We start from the raw sequence: 18,054 nt of genomic DNA, 5'->3' as shown, positions 1-18,054 counted from the left end.
TTAACCTCCTTAAAGTAACAGTCCTAATGGATTTTCCAACAATTCAACAATTCTAGATAAAAAGGCTGCCGCCGGTGCACCATCTGCTACACGATGATCAAAAGATAGACTTAAATTCAGTGTTGGCACCTCTACAAATTCGGGTCCAACTTCACTTTCACCCATTTGCCAAATCGATTTCATGCCACCTACTCCGAGAATCGCCACTTCTGGCGCATTGATAATCGGGTTAAACGACTGAACTTTGGAACGTCCCAAAGAGCTGATGGTAAATGTACCACCTTGTAAGTCATCACCAGTTAATTGACCATTACGGGCTTTATTAGTCAGTTCTTTGGTCTGTTTCGTCAAATCAGCCAAGCCCATTTTGTTAGCTTCTTTAATCACTGGAACCAGTAAGCCATCCGACACTGCTACTGCTATGCCTAAATTAATTTGGCTATATTGATAGATAGCGTCTTCTTTTCCATGGGCATTAAAAATTGGAAACTCTTTTAAGGCGACCATCGTTGCTTTCATAATAATTTCAGTGTAAGAAATACGTTCAGCAGTTTGAGCCTCCACCATTGGTAAGACTTGTTCACGTAATTCTTTTGCCTTAATCATATTGACTTCTGCTTGCATTGTTACATGAGGAATCGTTGTTTTACTGTACGACATACGATCAGCAATGACTTTTCGCATACCTTCCCAGGCAATAACTTCCACATCACTTTCAATTTCATGACTATTTTTTCCAGTAGTTTTAGGAGATTGATAATTTTTTACATCTAACGCTTGTATTCTTCCCTTGGGACCTGAACCATTGATTTCAGCTAAATTGATTTGTTTTTCATTAGCTATTCGTCTGGCTGCTGGTGTTGCCCGAATTTTTGAAGTAGCTATATTTTCAGTTTTTGCTTCAGGTGTTGCCCCTGCTGTCTCACTAATTACTACTTCGGTCTCTACTATTTCAACACTAGGCGTAGTCTCAGGGACAATTTCTCCAGCTTCACCAATATAAGCAATCACTGAATTAACTGGCGCACTTTCACCATCACCAATGTATTTTTTTAATAGCATGCCTTCTTCATAAGCCTCAACTTCGATCGCAATTTTATCGGTCATCACTTCAAAGATTGCTTCGCCAATTTCAACAGAATCGCCTTCTTCTTTCAACCAAAGGGTAATGGTTCCTTCATCCATGGTGGAGCTAAGTTTGGGCATCGTTACTTCATGAGCCATCGCTATTCCTCCTAACCTTTCACTAAGTTGCGACAAGCTTCAACAATATCTTCCACTTGTGGCACCGCTAATTTTTCCAAATCAGGATGATAAGGAATCGGCACTTCTTTACCAGCTAAACGAACCAATGGTGCATCCAAAAAGTCAAAACTTTCACTTTCGACAATCACACTAGCTAATTCGGCGCTAAAGCCACTTCTTTTAACAGCTTCTGTCACCACTACGGCTTTACCCGTTTTAATCACTGAATCAATAATCGTTTGCTTATCCAAAGGTACCAATGTTCGAGGATCAACTACTTCAATATCGATTCCTTCATCTGATAATTTTTCGGCTGCTTCTAAAGCTTTGTGAACCATAATACCTGTTGCCACTACTGTTATATCAGTTCCAGCTTTTTTAATATCTGCTACACCAATTGGAATTGTATATTTTCCTTCTGGTACATCACTTGTGGTGCGATAACAAAGCTTGTGTTCATAAAACATCACTGGATTATCATCTTCGATTGCAGCATGCAGTAGTCCTTTAGCATCATAGGCAGTTGCCGGTTGGATTACTTTTAAACCTGGAACATGGGCTGTCCAATTTTCTAAACTTTGAGAATGCTGGGCTGCCGCGCCAGTTCCCGAGCCTCCAGGAGTCCGCATAACCAATGGAATTTTGGCTTTTCCACCATACATATAACGAATTTTTGCTGCTTGGTTCACAATTTGATCTAAGGCAATAGTTACAAAGTCAGAAAATTGAATTTCAAAAATAGGGCGCATTCCTGTCATAGCTGCACCGACTGATGCTCCGGCAATAACAGATTCAGCTATTGGTGTTGAACGCACTCGTTCCTCACCAAATTCCTCCACCATACCGCGACTGACTCCGAAGGCACCACCATAAATACCAATATCTTCACCGATCATGAAGACGGTTTCATCTGTGCGCATCGCTTCAGACATTGCCTCTCTTACTGCCTCTGAATACGTAATTTCTCTCATGACAATTCCCTCCTAATCCGCATAAACGTTTTCGTAAAGAGTTTCTAAAGCTGGCATTGGACTTTCTTCTGCAAAAGTCACGGCATCTTCAATTCGTTGTTTTGCCTGTAACCGAATTTCTTCAGCTTCTTCTTCTGTAAAAATGCCCGCTCCGATCATCTGTTCTTTCGCTAAGCGAATCGGATCACGATTTTTTCGCCAATCTTCCTCTTCTTCTTTTGTACGATATTTTTTTGCATCAGATTTTGAATGCCCTTTCCAACGGTAAGTCATTGCCTCAATCAAGGTTGGTCCTTCACCACGGCGAGCTTTTTCTACTGCTGCATAAGTCGTATTAATAACCTCAATCAAATCATTGCCATCGATAGTTACGCCTTCAATCCCATATGCTTTAGCCCGATCAGATAATTTATCTACTCGCATCATTTTCTTAAAAGGACCACTCATACCATATTGATTATTTTCAATAAAAAATATAACAGGTAAATCCCAAATAGCAGCTAAATTGACAGACTCATGAAAGCTTCCTTCATTAGTAGAGCCGTCACCAGCATAGGCCAAAGCAACTGTGTCTGTTTTTTTCAACTTCTCAGTCAAAGCAGCTCCGGTTGCAATTGGAAATCCACCACCCACAATACCATTAGCTCCGAGATTTCCTGTGTCGAGATCAGCAATATGCATCGAACCACCTTTACCTTTATTGGTACCAGTCGTTCGACCAAATAATTCTGCCATCATCGCATGAATATTGGTCCCTTTAGCAATCGTTTGACCATGACCGCGGTGAGTAGCAGTGATCCAGTCAGTTTTTCTTAGAACCGCGCCACTTCCTGCTGCAGTTGCTTCTTGACCTACTGCCAAGTGAGTTGTTCCGTGAATCACACCCTTGGCGAAAAGCTGATCCACCTTCTCATCAAAAAAACGAATATTCCACATCGTTTCATATATTTCTTTTAATTCTTGATCCGTTAATCCAGCATCATTTGGTAATGACATGCTCATTGCCGACACTCCTTTGTGACGACTACATAAAATCTAGTAATAAATTTGCGGTAATATCATCCGTAATTAAAATATTGATTAAGCCACCAGAAATCGCTGCATGAATACTTTCAACCTTATCATGACCACCACAGACACCAATCACTTTTGGTATTTTTTTCAAATCGTCTAATGGTAACGAAATCACTCGTTGATTCCAGTTACAGTCTACTAATGCACCTTGCTTGTCAATAAAGTTGTAACAAATATCTCCAACAATATCCGTTCGTTTAATATCCTCAGCCAATTCATTGTTTTTTTCAGTCAAATAAATTTTAGTCATCGTTGAATACACCGGTGAACCACCAATTCCAACAACCGCAATATCCGCTGCTGCTGCTTTAGTGAATACCTTTTTAATAAAGGATTGATTCATAAAAACTTCTTTCGCTTCTTTTGTGTCTGTCGTAATCGGTGCATGCAAAGCTAAATATTGACCCCCGCTTTTTTGACCTAATATTTCACAAACTGTATTGGCTTGAATCGCACTATGTTGCTGACCCAATCCACCTGCTAAAGGAACAAAAGTCACTGATGATAATTTATTTTTTGAGTAAAAATTCAACGCCATTTCATGCACAGTGTTGCCGGCTGACACGCCGACAATTTGGTTTGGCTGAATGACACGAGTTAGATATTTTGCTGCAGCTACGCCTAATTTTTTAATTAATTGCTCGGGTTCTTTTGAATCTACGCAAATCACTTCGTCTAAATTGTAGCGTCTTTTTATTTTGTCCTCGATATTTTTATGGGGATGAATCATTTCGTCATGAATAATAATTTCAACTAATCCCAATTCTCTTGCTTTTGTAAGATATTTTGAAACAAGCGAGCGGCTGATATTATATTTTTTGGCAATATCAGCTTGTTTCGCTCCCTCGTCGTAATACATTGTGGCAATCCCAACTAATAAATGCATATCTTGTGAATAGCTCATAATTCCCCTCCGAATTTTCCTTTTTATTAATACTCTTTATTTTACAAGAAAAATTAGTGAAAATGTATGGTTTTCACAATCAACCACATTTTTTAATCAAATGTACTATCTTGTAATTTTCTTAATTGATAAACTGTCGTTGATTCATCCAATACAACATCTTCTTCAGTAATAAACGTTCCCGCTTTAATTGGTCGACGGGCAATCACATTTCCAGAAATTAAACCAATTGGAATATGACCATCTTTTTTCATATCAACATGAGTTTCCAATACGCCACGGACGCAGAATCCACCAATACCATCTAGTTTTTCACCTTCAGCAATATCCTTTTTCGTTACAGCTACAGTTTCTGAAACTGGTGCGCCTAACGGTACAATAGCATGATCATTTCTTAAAACTGCTTTTGCGATTGTAATCGGTGTTTCTAAACTTGCTAAGTGATATGGTCGATATAAAATATGATGATCCCGATCACCTGTCTTCATTAAGTAACTTAACTCATGACGGACGCCTTCATTTTGTCCTTTCACAATGACAAAGACCCCTGGTGCCAACCCATCAACATATTCTACTACGCCATATTTACTTAAGACGCCTCCATTTTCTTTCAAATCTAAATCTTTAATAACCGAGTCTACATCTCCTGCTAGTCCATGCATTCCTACTTTATCTGGTACAAATCCGATCGCATTTGATAGTAAATTCATTTCTGCCATTGTTTTTGTACCATCTTGAAAGGCTGCCAACATATGAGAAGCCATTTGTTTCTTATCTGCTTCTGCTTGAGCAGTATCTGGATTTGCACCAACATTTAATTTATTATTTTTACCTTTACCAGCTACTAAAACTTCCATTCCCATTGATTTAGCAAATTCAAAAAGCTCTGTTGTTGCTGCGGGTTCATCTCCATCAGAACCGGTATAAACTAAATCAGCTGCTTGATAAAGCTTATGCATCAATGGTCCAATGGTGATATCAATTTCAACATTTAATAGAACCAATTGTTTTTTGGCGATCAACGTTTCCAAAGCAATTTTTGCCCCAACTTCTGGTACACCCGTCGCATCTACAATCACTTCAACGTTTGGCGAATGAATGACTTCTTTAAAATCGGTAGTTACTAACACTTTATTTTTGATATCTGATGAAGCTAAATACGCATCGGCTGCTTTTTGAGCAAATTCTTGGCGAATATCACTCACGCCAGTGACTGCCATTCCTGGGATCGTTGCAATTTGTGCAATCATGCCATAACCCATTTGTCCTGCACCGATTACCCCGACTTTGATTGGATTTTCTTCTGCTTGTCTTTGTAACAACTGTTGATAAATTGTCATACTGTTATCGCTCCTTCTCTTTTGTTATTACACGTAACATATGATACACAAACAATCATAAAGTGCTTTATTTTAAAAGTCAATGAGTAAATACATATTTTTTCTAATTGTAATGTAACATAATTTCCGATTTATTCACAAATATCACATATGTTCCAATATGTGAATTATGATAAAATTCCATTGACATTGATTTCAAAAAAATTTAAGATTTTGTTTATACAAGCGCTTACATATAGAAAAGAGGAGGAAGACTATGGCTAACTATGCTGGTTTAATTATTTTATTAGTGCTTTGTTGGGGAATACAGATTGGCATGTCATATTTTCAGCATAAAAATTATCATCATATGTTGAATCAAATTAAGCATCGATCTGATGGTTACTTAGGTGTGGGCGTCGCCAAAGCAAAATTTAAAATGGGAAAAGGTGTAATTTCTCTACTTGTGGCGGATGAACACGGTACGATTTTAGACTATCGCGAAATGTCTGGTTATACCGTTTTTGCTCGATTCAAACAAAAAGAACGATTGATAGGAAAAAATGTCAATGAAACAATGACGGCTTTAAAGGGGAAACAAAGAATCAGAGCTTTTCAACAAGCCTTTGATTTAATCAATCAAGAAATAATGAAAGCGGAGGGAATCTAATGGACTTTTTAGTAAAGATTGCAGAAGGATTTATCGGAATTTTTAATGCAGGTGGGGAAAACTTAGTTGGTTTAATTACTGGGATTTTGCCTACCTTGATGGTCTTATTAACATTTGTAAATGCTCTTATAGCTTTAATTGGAGAAGAACGGGTAACGAATTTCGCTCAATTTTGTACTAAAAATATTGTCTTACGCTACTCCCTATTCCCACTATTGGCGGTCTTTTTCATGACCAATCCGATGTGTTATTCCTTCGGACGTTTCTTAAAAGAAAAACAAAAACCAGCTTTTTACGACTCAGCGGTTTCATTAGTTCACCCAATTACTGGTCTATTTCCCCATGCGAATGCTGGAGAATTATTTGTTTGGACGGGTATTTCATCTGGGATTACTACTTTAGGTTTGTCAACAATGCCTTTAGCCGTTCGCTATTTTCTTGTAGGCTTAATCGTCATTCTAATTCGTGGTATTTGTACAGAAACATTAACTAAAATTATGTGGAAAGAACCGGCAGAAGCCTAGATGGAGGACAAAACTATGTATAGAAAAATCTTTGTAGGTCGTGGAAATAATGGCTGGGGACCTGGCTTTGAATTAAAACCTGAAGGAAAAAAAATAAAAATAGCCTCTGTAACTGGTGGTGGGATTCATCCAGTTGCTGAAAAAATTGCTGAACTATCCGGCGGAGAAGCCGTCGATGGCTTTAAGACTTCGATTCCTGAAGATGAGATGATGTGTGCTGTAATTGACTGTGGTGGGACTGCACGGATTGGCGTTTATCCCATGAAACGGGTGCCAACCGTGGATGTTCTGCCTTCCTCCCCTTCTGGACCTCTGGCAAAACATATCACAGAAGATATTTTTGTTTCTGGAGTGAAGCCAGAAAATATTCGGATCGTGGAAGAATCTGATGAAGTTAGTGTAGAACCAGTAGTAGCTCCTGAAGAAAATGAAGAAAACTTTCAAGATAAATATGCGCAGGCAAAAGCCGATGTCAAAGAGAAAAAAGCAGCTACGCAAAAGCAAGGTGGGATTTTCGGCTTAATTAATAAAATTGGTCGTGTCGTAGGACAGTTTGTCGGTGTTTTTTATCAAGCTGGGCGAGATACTTTAGACATGGTTATCAAAAATATCTTACCTTTTATGACCTTTGTAAGTATGTTAGTAGGTTTGATTAATTACACTGGTATCGGTAACTTTATTGCGACAGGTGTCCGACCTTTAGCAAATAATATTGTTGGGATGGTCATTTTATCCTTAATCTGTACAATTCCAATCTTATCACCAGTATTAGGACCTGGAGCTGTTATTGCTCAAGTTGTTGGTGTACTTTTAGGCGTAGAAATTGGTAAAGGTTCGATTGCTCCTGCTATGGCTTTACCAGCATTGTTTGCGATTAATTCCCAAGCTGGTGCAGATTTTGTTCCTGTTGGTTTAACTCTTTCTGAAGCAGAACCTTATACAGTTGAAATTGGTGTACCAGCTGTACTTTTCTCAAGGCTTTTGACGGGTCCCCTTTCTGTTTTAATTGCTTGGCTATTTAGTTTTGGACTATATAAATAAAAATATTTTTTGAACTCCACGAAGGATAATTCCTTTCTGGAGTTTTTTTGTTGTTAAATCAATGATGCCAAGAATATTTGCTAGTAAATTCTCCTCTTTCATTTACAATTAAATTAAGTAAGGGGTGAAAATATGTTAGGGAATATTTTAAAAATGCGTAGAAATGAATTGCAGCTGACGCAACAACAAGTTGCTGATTATTTGTTTGTCTCTAGGCAAACAGTTTCCAGTTGGGAAACTGGAAATAGCTTTCCGGATGTGCCTACTCTAATTAAAATCAGTGATTACTATCAAATATCATTGGATGCGTTAATGAAAGGAGATGAGAAGTATATGAAAAAGCTTAAACAAGATGTTACTTTATTTAACTTAGTTCAACAAGGAGTTTTCATTGGCATCATTTCTTTTACTACTATCATTGGATCGATTGCCGGCTTTATTAATGTTATTCGTCAAACAGAAATTTTTGAAGCGATTATCCTAGTAATCCCTCTTCAATTAGCCCAACTTATTTTTCTTTTCTGGATCACTATTTATTATAAAGAGGATTTTTATCAACCAGTATCAGAAAGAAAACTACTCATCAGTCAAAGAATGATTCAAGGAATGATTTTTCTTAGCTTTTTAGTTGTTTTCACTTTGTTAGTTATTTATTTTTTGGCTGCTTTTGGTATCATTAAAATCTAAAACTACTTGATCTCAACCGAAAAAAAAGCAGCCAGCTTGAATAACACAAACTGACTGCTTGTTTTAAATTGCCAACATTTTTGCTAATGTTACTAATACAGCATTTTCATCATTGCTCAAGTTCACTTGATAATTTGCGGCAGCTTTCGTCTCAGCGAATGCATTTTTCACAGCAAAGCTATAGTCGGCTTCGGCAAACAATTCTATATCATTTAACCCATCTCCAAATGCCATTGTTTCAGATTTTGAAATACCTAACAATTTTTGCAACTCTTGGACTGTCGTGCCTTTATGAACATTTAGCTGAGCAATATCTATCCAGCGAGGTTCGGAAGCCACAAAATACGCTTGATCTTGATACTGTTCCAAAAGCTTAACCGTTTCAAAAGTACGTAGCTGATTATCCAAAACCGTAATTTTTATGAAATCATCACTTATTTGATCATACTTGTCAACAAATTTCACTACTTGGTACGATCCATTTACAAAAAATAAGTCAGCTTCCGGCGTATCTTTTAAGATAAAAGCGGCTTCTTCAGTGCAAGCGATAATTGTCTGATGTGGGATCTGTTGTAGCGTCTCAATCATTTTAAGACCGATTCTATTTGGCAACAAATCTTGATAAACAATTTTCCCTTGATGCTTGATTCGAGTTGCACTGTCTCCTAAAATCCATAAGTCTTCAAAGCCTACATTCACAAAAAGTTCCTCAACTCTTTCAGCTTGTTTTCCAGTCACGGGTGCAAAAATAATTCCCTTTTCTTGCATCATTTTACGTACTTTCAAATATAGCTTCTCATCAAACAGACTTTGACTATTTAAAAATGTGCCATCTAAATCGGTTAAAACCAACCTAATCATTACTCAAATCCTCACCGTTTGTGGTAATCACTTTTTTATACCAGTCGAAAGATTTCTTCTTACTGCGTTTTAGACTGCCGTTGCCGTCATTATCACGGTCTACATAGATGAAACCATAACGTTTTTTCATCTCGCCAGTTCCAGCTGAAACCAAATCAATACAGCCCCAAGTTGTATATCCTAAAAGATCAACTCCATCTAACTCGACAGCGTCTTTCATTGCTTGTAAATGTTCAGCCAAATAATTTATCCGATAATCGTCTTCAACATAGCCATTTTCATCTGGTGTATCAACAGCTCCTAAACCATTCTCTACAATAAATAATGGTTTTTGATAGCGATCATATAAGTCATTTAAAGTAATTCTCAGCCCTAAAGGATCAATTTGCCAACCCCATTCACTAGCTTTTAAATAGGGATTTTTAATAGAAGCAAAAATATTTCCTTCAGTTTTTTCCAATAAATCAGGATCAGTGGTTGCCACTCGAGAAGAATAATAAGAAAAAGAAATAAAATCGACAGTATGATTTTTTAATAATTCTGCATCGCCATCGGCCATTTTAATTTCGATGCCGTTGCGTTCTAATTCTTTTATAGCATATGCTGGATATTCACCACGAGATTGAACATCAATAAAGAAATAATTTTCTCGATCATTTTTACGAGAAGCCCACACATCTTCCGGGTTACATGAGTACGGATAGTAAGCACCAGCGGCTAGCATACATCCCACTTTATTTTCCGGGTCAACTTCATGGGCAATTTTCGTTGCTATCGCTGAAGCAACTAATTCGTGATGGGCTGCTTGATATTTCACTTGTTCCTTGTTTTCTCCTGGTTCAAAGTAAAGTCCAGCTCCCATAAATGGCGCATGTAGAATCATATTGATTTCATTAAAAGTCAACCAATATTTAACCAAGCCTTTATATCGATTAAAAATCACCTGACATAAGTTTTCATAAAAACCAACTAATTCACGACTACGCCATGCGCCATATTTCTCAACTAAATGCATTGGACAGTCAAAATGAGTAATCGTCACTAGCGGTTCAATATTGTATTTATGACATTCTTTAAACAAGTCTTCATAAAATTTTAAGCCATCTTCATTTGGTTCGGTTTCATCACCTTTAGGAAAAATCCGACTCCAAGCAATCGATAAGCGATAAGTTTTAAATCCCATCTCACCAAATAAAGCAATGTCCTCTTTATAGCGATGATACATATCAATCGCATTTTTTGCTGGATAAAAATGGTCATCATCAAAATCAAACATTTTTTGCTCACCAGTAATGACCCCTATTCGATCTTTGCCAACTGGTGCTAAATCGACATTGGCAAGACCACGTCCACCTTGATCGTATCCTCCTTCACATTGATTAGCAGCTGTTGCGCCACCCCATAAAAAATCTTTTCTAAATGCCATGCATGATTCCTCCTAAGTTTTATACTTCTATTAAATCTAAATGACTAGCTACTTGATCCTGAACTTCGATTCCTTCTGCCATTAATTTTTCGATTGTTGCTTTAAAGTTTGGTAAATATTCTTTGTGGGCAATAAACAATTCATCCATTACTCGTTTGGCAGTTTTTCCTGACGGAATTAATGGATTAATCGTGAAGGCTTGCAAAACAGTATTATAATCACCTGTGACTGCAGCCTCAATTGTCAATAATTCCATTGCTTTCATCACTTGCAGCCAACCTCTTTCAGCTGTCGGTAATGTACCAAAGGCAACATTGCGTGCTCCTTGACCACCTACATAAGCAGTCACTTCAACAACACAATCCGCTGGTAAATCCGGAACAGCACCATCATTTTTAGTAGAAACGACCAATTGCGTGTTTTTATTGGCATAGATTGAAGCAATTGTTTCACAAGCTGCATCAGAGTAATACGCTCCACCCCGTTGCTGCAACTGCTCCGGTTTGTAATTTAGTGCTGGATCTTTGTAGAGTTCAAATAATTCAGTTTCTGTTTGCTTGACTTGTTGGGCGCGCGTACCAATTGTTTGATATTCTTCTAAAGCATGTTCCAGCATTTCTTCTTGACGATAGTAATACCGATGATAACCACAAGGAATCATTTTCATCTGTTCTAGCTGTTCATGATAAAAAGGAATATCGAAAATATTTTTCGGTAAGCCGTTGTCTTCTTCATACATTTTTTCAATGATATCCATCGTCACGTCATTGCCATGATTATCCGCAACTTTATGCCAGTGAAAATGATTTAACCCAGCAAATTTATAAATTAACTCATCTGGATTTTTCCCGATTAATGCTGGCTCAATCATCGTCGCCATCACAGGTACATTACATAAACCAATGACTTTTTCCCACTTACCATAACGAACAATGGCTTCTGTCACCATGCCACTAGGATTGGCAAAATTAATCAACCAGGCATCTGGACAAAGCCGTTTCATATCTTCAACAATTTCCAGAATGATTGGCACAGTTCTTAACGCTTTAAAAATTCCACCTGGTCCGTTAGTCTCTTGTCCTAACATGCCATAATAAGCAGGGATTCTTTCATCCTTGATTCGTGCTTCCAATAAACCAACTCGAAATTGTGTGGTAACAAAATCAGCATCTTTTAAAGCTGCTTCGCGATCTAAAGTCAAATGGATTTTCACATCATATGGTGAAGCATCCCACATTCTTTGGGCCATTGCTCCGACAATCGCTAACTTTTCTTTTCCAGCTTCAATATCTACCAACCAAATCTCTGAAATTGGTAATTCCTCATATCTTTTGATAAAACCTTCCATTAATTCTGGGGTATAACTACTTCCGCCACCAATCGTGGCAATTTTTACACCTTGATTCATTAGCTCACTCCTTATAATTAATTTACAAATTTATTATCCTATCTGTAAAATATATTTACAATTCGTTTTGAGTTGATTCCAATACTATTTACAAATTTTATCTTTATATGCGGTATTATTTGTAAACGCTATTGCAAAACAGTAGTACTTTGCTTTAATATCATTTACAACAATACAAAAATATCGTAAATATTTTGGAGGGGAATATATGCTTATCCGTGAAAAAATGAAACAAATTCATTTTTCAACTGCTGAAGAGAATGTTATTAGGTTCCTATTACATTCTGACAGTCAGTTGAGAGACTTAACCGTTAAAGAAATTGCCGAAATCACTTATGTCCATCCATCCACATTAATTCGTGTCGCTAAAAAACTAAATTTTTCAGGTTGGTCGGCTTTAAAAGATGCTTTTTTAGCTGAATCCCACTATTTGAATACGTATTTCACTGATATTGATGCCAATTTACCGTTTTCGCCACAAGACGGCATTATGACAGTTGCTCATAAAATTGCTAGTCTAGAAAAAGACACAATCGCTGACAGCTTAAGTTTGCTCCATCATGATCAATTACAAAAAGCCCAACAATTATTGCTCAATGCCCGTACCATTAAGATTTTTGGAAGCAATGCCAATTTATTGATCGCTGAAGACTTCGCTTTAAAGATGCGCCGACTCAATCGAGCTGTTCGTGTAGTATCCACTATGAATGAACAATCTTATGAAGCACATAATACTCATCCCGATGATGTTTGCATTTTGATTTCATATACCGGTGAAAATGTCATGATGACTAAATTAGCTGAACTTTTTAATCAACAAAAAATTCCTTTTATTGCGTTAACAAGCATTGGTGAAAATACGCTTGCTGAAAAAGCTCAAGCTGTTTTGCACATAACAACCAGAGAAAGACTCTATTCAAAAATTGCAAACTATAGCATTAATAGTTCGATCAGTTTTTTATTAGATGTTTTATACAGCTGCGTCTTTGCTGAAGATTATGAAAAAAATCTTAATCACCTAATTTCCATCGGTGAACAAGTAGATATCAGAAAGTCCAGCTCAGATATTATGGCTGAACCTAACATTCAATATCGTGATTTTTTAAGACCAAATTAAAGAAAAGTCACTAGTTAAAGGACTTTTCTTTAATTATTGATTTACAATACCGCTGTTAATAGTTCGTCATTGTCGTTAATTTCTTTTTTATCTGATTCAACAATATCTAAATAATCAGCTGAGTTGGTAACGATTACAGGAGTTTCGACGGAATAACCAGCATTTCGAATTTCTTGAATATCAAAACTCACTAATTTGTCTCCACGTTTTACCTTGTCACCTTGTTTGACGTGATTTTCAAAGAAATTTCCATTTAATTGAACGGTGTCCATACCAATATGAATCAATAGTTCCATACCATGATCTGAAACTAAACCAATCGCATGTTTTGTCGGGAACATCGTCATAACTGTACCGTCAAATGGGGCAACGACTTCTCCTTTAGTTGGATGAATCACAACACCTCTACCTAAAATACCTTGGGCAAAAGCTTGATCACTTGCTGTATCTAGTGGCATTAACTGTCCTTCTAATGGAGAGGTAACAACTTCTTTCCGAATTTTTGCAGCATTTTCTGGTAATTCTTGATCAGCAACAACAGTTTTATCCTTCCAAAAAGCCATTGTTAAACCAAAACCAACGACTCCAGCGATACCAATCGCTATTAATGAAATCCACATGCCTCTAGCATTTCCATCTGGAGAAATGTAGTTAAAAATACCAAAAATTCCTAATCCACCTGATGTGAAGGCAGTCACTTGATTAATCATTAAAAACAGACCTGAAACAGCTCCGGCGATCATTGAGAAAACAAATGGCGTCTTTTTAGGTAAAGTAATCCCGTAAATTGCTGGCTCGGTTACACCGAACAAGCCTGAAATAATTGCTGGCGGGCATAAAGCTTTCAAATTTTTGTCTTTTAGCTTGAAGTACATAGCTAAAACAACGGCAGTTTGAGCAAAACTTGCGCCAAATGTACCTGTTAAAATCATACTTGATCCATTCATGGTTACTTGCATAATTGCTAATGGAACAATTGACCAATGTAAACCGAAGATAACCAGCACTTGCCAGAAGAAACCTAAAACCACACCATATAATGCTGGTGAGAAGGCCATCAATGCTTGGAAACCAGCACTTAAAAGATCAGTTAAAATTGAAATTACGGGTCCAATGACCAAAAAACCAATCGGTAAAGCAATTAAAAGAACTAAAAATGGTACAACGAAATTTTGTACAACAGTCGGAATAATCTTTTTCGCCAATTTTTGAATTTGGGCAGCAAAGGCAATAATAAAAATAACTGGTACAACACTACTAGTATAGTTTGCTCCTACCCATGGAATGCCAAAGAATCTCTCATATGCCGGTAATCCAAACAAGCTATATGGCGCAGCTGCATTTGCACCAGCAGCTTCAGTAAAGGCTGCCTGTAACGCTGTTCCTTGAACTGTTGGGTAACACATTGCAGCACCTACTACAATTCCCACCATTGGATTTAGTCCAAATTTTTTCGCTGCAGTGAAACCAAGAACTACTGGCATGAACATAAATATTGCGTCACCAATGGCATTTAACATCAAATAATTACCAGATGTCACCGTGTAGTTGAACCAGCCCAACGTTCCCAAAAATACTAACAAAGCATTTAAACCTTTAATCATCCCGGCCGCTGCTAAAGCACCTAAAAATGGTTGGAAACAACCACTTAAGATGTCGATTAAACGGTTAAAAATATTGCCATCACTTTTTGCGGCATCTTCAGATTCACCACTTATTCCAGCTACTGATTGCACATCTGCGTAGACATCAGGTACGTGATTACCGATGACTACTTGATACTGTCCGCCACTTTTCATGACAGTCACAACACCATCCGTATTTTTTAAAACTTCATCTTTGGCTTTATTTTCATCTTTCAATTTAAAGCGTAAACGGGTAATACAATGGGTCAGACTATTAATATTGTCACTTCCCCCAACATTATCGACGATCTTTTTTGCCAAATCTTCATATTTTCCCATCTTTTATCCTCCTCAAATAGTTTTTTGAACAAGTCTTGCAATATGAATTGTCAAATATAATTTTTCATCATTAGTCATTAAATACTGATATTTCTGATAAATAAATGTCGCAATTTTTTCCGTGCAATAATAAGCATTCTGATATTTCTTTTGGATCATCAATAATAATTCTTCGTCCGTTTCATCATTGAACTGTTTATTAGTTAAAATTCTTGAAGCAAAAAAGCGTAGATGCGTGGTAAAGCGATAAAAATAGACCGATTCTTCGTCAAATTGAACTTTAAAATAATAGCTGGTAATTTGAATGATTTCTTGCATCAATTCAGTTAATTCCTGGACGTTACCATTTTCAACATCGCTTTGTGCATTTACCAAATGCAAAGCAACATTTCCAGCTTCGTCATCTCCTAAATCAACTGAAAACAACTCTTTAACTTGGACAATCGCTTTCTTTCCCAATGCATATTCATCAGGAAAAAAACGTTTGATATCCCAAAGCAATAAATTTTTTAATTGGATTCCTTCTCTTCCTCTTTCAATCGCACCATGTAAATGATCCGTTAAAGACAAATATAGTGAATCGTTTAAGGGTTTATCTAATTTTTTCTTTGCCTCATCTATAATTTCAGTGGCCAACTCAACATAGATAAGAGGAACATTTTCTAATAATTCTTGAAACTTGTGAGATAAATTTTCATTATCTAGACGATAAATTTTATCAATCTCTTTACTAGAAATGACATCTCCGATTTTTTTTTTGAACGCTAAACCACGTCCCATTGCAACAACTTCATTATTATTTTGATCTGTTGTGATCACAACATTATTGTTTAGAATTTTTTGAATCTGCATGCTTAGATCCTCCATTTTCCTACTATCTGCAACAATAAATAATAAATAACCAACTCCTTATTTGTTATTTTTCATGACAGATGTGATATAAAATAAATACAAAAAATATTCATTTATTATTTTTTTGCAACAAAAAAACCCAATGAACGTACACAAAAAAGCGTACTTTCATCAGGTTTAGCTTGTACTTAAACAATCACTATCCATCAGTGGTCTATTTTCTTCAAAATCATCATAGCAAATTAAGAAAACGCTGTCAATGATTTTTTTTGTTCTTTTTTAGTTTTTTGATTAAAAGTCTTTGAAATTGTAAATGTTAGATTATTTTATAGTACTATTGTTAGCCAATTTAAAAGAATAATTACGTTTAAAATAAATTAAGAAGACTAATTTTCTATACTAAACTGAAAATATTATTTATTTCTTTTAAATTAGTTTTAATTTAAGGTGTATTTTCTGATTATTGATTTGTCAGCAGCTTTTAGTGCCATTAAAGCCGAAAAAATTCCTACCGGCTGGCAGGAATTTCTTTTTTATAATTCTTCACCGTTTGTCGCTATGACATTTTTATACCAGTCAAAGGATTTTTTCTTTCTTCTATTTCTTGTACCATGACCTTCATCGTCTTGATCAACATAAATGTAGCCATAACGTTTAGACATTTGTGAGGTTGAAGCACTGACAATATCAATACATCCCCACGAAGTGTAACCAAATAAGTCAACACCATCATGAATTGCCTCTTGTATCTGTTCAATATGTTGTTTTAAGTAATCAATTCGGTAATCGTCTTGAATGGTACCATCTTTTTCAATTTGATCAACAGCACCCAGACCATTTTCAGCAATAAATAATGGTTTTTGATAGCGATCATAGAGTTGATTTAAAGCAATTCTCAAACCTTTTGGATCAATTTGCCAACCCCACTCACTGCTAGGTAGATACGGATTTTTTATTCCGCCGGTAATCAAATTTCCTTCTGCATTTTCTAAATTTTCAGGATGAGCTGAGACAGCTGACGACATGTAGTAACTAAAAGAAATAAAATCTACTGGATACTGCCGCAATATTTCTTCATCACCAACTTCAGTCTCTAAAACAACCCCTTTTTCTTCAAACATTCTTTTTGTATAAGCAGGATAATAGCCCCGAGCTTGGACATCTGAGAAAAATAGAGAGGTTCTTTGACTTTCGACAGTTTTTTGAACATCATCTGGGTCACATGAATATGGAATCAATAATTGATAACTAATCATACAACCTACTTTTGAGTCAGGAATAATTTGATGACAAGCTTTAGTCGCCAGAGCACTTGCGATAAATTGATGATGTGCACCTTGATATTTAGCTTGTTCAATATTGGGATGATTTTCTTCGATCACACCAATGCTCACGTATGGATGGTGCTTCACACAATTAATTTCGTTAAAAGTCATCCAATATTTTACTTTATTCTTATATCGTTTAAAAACAGTTGTTGCAAATTTAACATAGAAATCAATTAACTGACGATTCGGCCAGCCACCATATTCGGTTGCCAAATGTAAAGGCATTTCATAATGGGACAAAGAAACGACCGGTTCAATACCGTATTTTAAAAGTTCATCAAACATTTTATCGTAGAAAGCTAGACCAGCTTCATTCGGCAAGTCCTCATCTCCATTTGGAAATATTCGAGTCCAAGCAATCGATGTGCGGTAACATTTGAAGCCCATTTCTGCAAATAGCGCGATGTCTTCTTTGTAGTGATGATAAAAATCATTGCCGTTCCGTTTTGGATAATATTTTTTACTATCTGGATTTTGTGCCTCCGCCACTTGAGCATGTGTCATCAAATGCCATTGGTCTGTCCATTTTTCTTTTGGCAAACTACTGTCAAATGTATAAACATCTGAAACAGAAAGTCCTTTTCCGCCTTCGTCGAATCCACCTTCAACTTGATGAGCAGCTGTTGCACCGCCCCATAAAAAATCTTTCGGAAATTTTGTCAT

16 protein-coding genes are annotated in these 18,054 nt (G+C 36.5%); 5 read left to right on the top strand and 11 right to left on the bottom strand.

The window, feature by feature from the left end:
• Positions 1–9: 9 nt before the first annotated feature.
• The 5 genes from KUA55_RS03425 to KUA55_RS03405 all read right to left on the bottom strand — a co-directional run bounded on the left by KUA55_RS03425 (position 10) and on the right by KUA55_RS03405 (position 5,534).
• Positions 10–1,224 (bottom strand): dihydrolipoamide acetyltransferase family protein, encoded by a 1,215-nt coding sequence (locus KUA55_RS03425; protein ID WP_218324763.1) that lies wholly within the window; start codon positions 1,222–1,224, stop codon positions 10–12.
• 11 nt (positions 1,225–1,235) lie between these two features.
• Complete coding sequence (locus tag KUA55_RS03420) at positions 1,236–2,216, bottom strand: alpha-ketoacid dehydrogenase subunit beta (protein WP_218324762.1); 981 nt, start codon at positions 2,214–2,216, stop codon at positions 1,236–1,238.
• Positions 2,217–2,228: 12 nt separating this feature from the next.
• A complete protein-coding gene (locus tag KUA55_RS03415; RefSeq protein WP_218324761.1) occupies positions 2,229–3,218 on the bottom strand; it encodes a thiamine pyrophosphate-dependent dehydrogenase E1 component subunit alpha in 990 nt (329 codons plus the stop codon).
• A gap of 22 nt (positions 3,219–3,240) precedes the next feature.
• The gene (locus tag KUA55_RS03410) at positions 3,241–4,194 is read right to left on the bottom strand and encodes a sugar-binding transcriptional regulator (RefSeq protein WP_218324760.1); all 954 of its coding nucleotides are present in this window, start codon (positions 4,192–4,194) and stop codon (positions 3,241–3,243) included.
• 92 nt (positions 4,195–4,286) lie between these two features.
• Complete coding sequence (locus KUA55_RS03405) at positions 4,287–5,534, bottom strand: NAD(P)H-dependent oxidoreductase (RefSeq protein WP_218324759.1); 1,248 nt, start codon at positions 5,532–5,534, stop codon at positions 4,287–4,289.
• 256 nt (positions 5,535–5,790) lie between these two features.
• Between KUA55_RS03405 and KUA55_RS03400 the strand changes: the two genes are divergently transcribed.
• From KUA55_RS03400 to KUA55_RS03385, 4 genes are all read left to right on the top strand, one after another.
• Entirely contained in the window at positions 5,791–6,183 is a 393-nt protein-coding gene (locus KUA55_RS03400; protein ID WP_218324758.1) for a transcriptional regulator GutM, read from the top strand.
• Positions 6,183–6,707, top strand: a complete 525-nt coding sequence (gene srlA, locus KUA55_RS03395; protein WP_218324757.1) for a PTS glucitol/sorbitol transporter subunit IIC — start codon at positions 6,183–6,185, stop codon at positions 6,705–6,707. The genes KUA55_RS03400 and srlA overlap by 1 nt, the downstream gene beginning before the upstream one ends.
• 15 nt (positions 6,708–6,722) lie before the next feature.
• Positions 6,723–7,748 (top strand): PTS glucitol/sorbitol transporter subunit IIB, encoded by a 1,026-nt coding sequence (gene srlE, locus KUA55_RS03390; RefSeq protein WP_218324756.1) that lies wholly within the window; start codon positions 6,723–6,725, stop codon positions 7,746–7,748.
• A gap of 132 nt (positions 7,749–7,880) precedes the next feature.
• The gene (locus KUA55_RS03385; protein ID WP_218324755.1) at positions 7,881–8,435 is read left to right on the top strand and encodes a helix-turn-helix transcriptional regulator; all 555 of its coding nucleotides are present in this window, start codon (positions 7,881–7,883) and stop codon (positions 8,433–8,435) included.
• A 63-nt stretch (positions 8,436–8,498) separates the two neighbouring features.
• On the opposite strand, the gene KUA55_RS03380 is transcribed toward KUA55_RS03385, so the two are convergent.
• Genes KUA55_RS03380 through KUA55_RS03370 form a run of 3 tightly spaced genes read right to left on the bottom strand, consistent with a single transcriptional unit; the run spans position 8,499 to position 12,130 of the window.
• A complete protein-coding gene (locus KUA55_RS03380) occupies positions 8,499–9,296 on the bottom strand; it encodes an HAD-IIB family hydrolase (protein ID WP_218324754.1) in 798 nt (265 codons plus the stop codon).
• Complete coding sequence (locus tag KUA55_RS03375; RefSeq protein WP_218324753.1) at positions 9,289–10,722, bottom strand: 6-phospho-beta-glucosidase; 1,434 nt, start codon at positions 10,720–10,722, stop codon at positions 9,289–9,291. Before KUA55_RS03375 ends, KUA55_RS03380 begins: the two co-directional genes overlap by 8 nt.
• Before the next feature lie 19 nt (positions 10,723–10,741).
• Positions 10,742–12,130, bottom strand: a complete 1,389-nt coding sequence (locus tag KUA55_RS03370; RefSeq protein WP_218324752.1) for a 6-phospho-beta-glucosidase — start codon at positions 12,128–12,130, stop codon at positions 10,742–10,744.
• A 208-nt stretch (positions 12,131–12,338) separates the two neighbouring features.
• On the opposite strand from KUA55_RS03370, the gene KUA55_RS03365 reads away from it, so the two are divergent.
• Positions 12,339–13,247 (top strand): MurR/RpiR family transcriptional regulator, encoded by a 909-nt coding sequence (locus KUA55_RS03365; RefSeq protein WP_218324751.1) that lies wholly within the window; start codon positions 12,339–12,341, stop codon positions 13,245–13,247.
• 41 nt (positions 13,248–13,288) lie between these two features.
• On the opposite strand, the gene KUA55_RS03360 is transcribed toward KUA55_RS03365, so the two are convergent.
• The 3 genes from KUA55_RS03360 to KUA55_RS03350 all read right to left on the bottom strand — a co-directional run bounded on the left by KUA55_RS03360 (position 13,289) and on the right by KUA55_RS03350 (position 18,054).
• Positions 13,289–15,211, bottom strand: a complete 1,923-nt coding sequence (locus KUA55_RS03360; protein ID WP_218324750.1) for a beta-glucoside-specific PTS transporter subunit IIABC — start codon at positions 15,209–15,211, stop codon at positions 13,289–13,291.
• Between the two features lie 12 nt (positions 15,212–15,223).
• Positions 15,224–16,063 (bottom strand): BglG family transcription antiterminator LicT, encoded by an 840-nt coding sequence (gene licT / locus KUA55_RS03355; RefSeq protein WP_218324749.1) that lies wholly within the window; start codon positions 16,061–16,063, stop codon positions 15,224–15,226.
• Between the two features lie 533 nt (positions 16,064–16,596).
• Positions 16,597–18,054: a glycoside hydrolase family 1 protein gene (locus tag KUA55_RS03350; RefSeq protein ID WP_218324748.1), complete on the bottom strand. Its 1,458-nt coding sequence runs from the start codon at positions 18,052–18,054 to the stop codon at positions 16,597–16,599.

The sequence above is a fragment of the Enterococcus alishanensis genome (genome assembly GCF_019218635.1).
GTDB classification, from domain to species: domain Bacteria; phylum Bacillota; class Bacilli; order Lactobacillales; family Enterococcaceae; genus Enterococcus_A; species Enterococcus_A alishanensis.
Note: the sequence above shows the minus strand (reverse complement) of the source record. Positions and strands in the feature narration are given on the sequence as shown.

What these genes read in the sequence shown, in the direction of transcription:
- KUA55_RS03350 (WP_218324748.1), bottom strand. Translation starts at nt 18,054, where the DNA reads ATGACAAAATTTCCGAAAGATTTTTTATGGGGCGGTGCAACAGCTGCT.
- KUA55_RS03410 (WP_218324760.1), bottom strand. Translation starts at nt 4,194, where the DNA reads ATGAGCTATTCACAAGATATGCATTTATTAGTTGGGATTGCCACAATG.
- KUA55_RS03360 (WP_218324750.1), bottom strand. Translation starts at nt 15,211, where the DNA reads ATGGGAAAATATGAAGATTTGGCAAAAAAGATCGTCGATAATGTTGGG.
- srlA (WP_218324757.1), top strand. Translation starts at nt 6,183, where the DNA reads ATGGACTTTTTAGTAAAGATTGCAGAAGGATTTATCGGAATTTTTAAT.
- srlE (WP_218324756.1), top strand. Translation starts at nt 6,723, where the DNA reads ATGTATAGAAAAATCTTTGTAGGTCGTGGAAATAATGGCTGGGGACCT.
- KUA55_RS03405 (WP_218324759.1), bottom strand. Translation starts at nt 5,534, where the DNA reads ATGACAATTTATCAACAGTTGTTACAAAGACAAGCAGAAGAAAATCCA.
- KUA55_RS03365 (WP_218324751.1), top strand. Translation starts at nt 12,339, where the DNA reads ATGCTTATCCGTGAAAAAATGAAACAAATTCATTTTTCAACTGCTGAA.
- KUA55_RS03400 (WP_218324758.1), top strand. Translation starts at nt 5,791, where the DNA reads ATGGCTAACTATGCTGGTTTAATTATTTTATTAGTGCTTTGTTGGGGA.
- KUA55_RS03415 (WP_218324761.1), bottom strand. Translation starts at nt 3,218, where the DNA reads ATGAGCATGTCATTACCAAATGATGCTGGATTAACGGATCAAGAATTA.
- KUA55_RS03420 (WP_218324762.1), bottom strand. Translation starts at nt 2,216, where the DNA reads ATGAGAGAAATTACGTATTCAGAGGCAGTAAGAGAGGCAATGTCTGAA.
- licT (WP_218324749.1), bottom strand. Translation starts at nt 16,063, where the DNA reads ATGCAGATTCAAAAAATTCTAAACAATAATGTTGTGATCACAACAGAT.
- KUA55_RS03385 (WP_218324755.1), top strand. Translation starts at nt 7,881, where the DNA reads ATGTTAGGGAATATTTTAAAAATGCGTAGAAATGAATTGCAGCTGACG.
- KUA55_RS03380 (WP_218324754.1), bottom strand. Translation starts at nt 9,296, where the DNA reads ATGATTAGGTTGGTTTTAACCGATTTAGATGGCACATTTTTAAATAGT.
- KUA55_RS03375 (WP_218324753.1), bottom strand. Translation starts at nt 10,722, where the DNA reads ATGGCATTTAGAAAAGATTTTTTATGGGGTGGCGCAACAGCTGCTAAT.
- KUA55_RS03425 (WP_218324763.1), bottom strand. Translation starts at nt 1,224, where the DNA reads ATGGCTCATGAAGTAACGATGCCCAAACTTAGCTCCACCATGGATGAA.
- KUA55_RS03370 (WP_218324752.1), bottom strand. Translation starts at nt 12,130, where the DNA reads ATGAATCAAGGTGTAAAAATTGCCACGATTGGTGGCGGAAGTAGTTAT.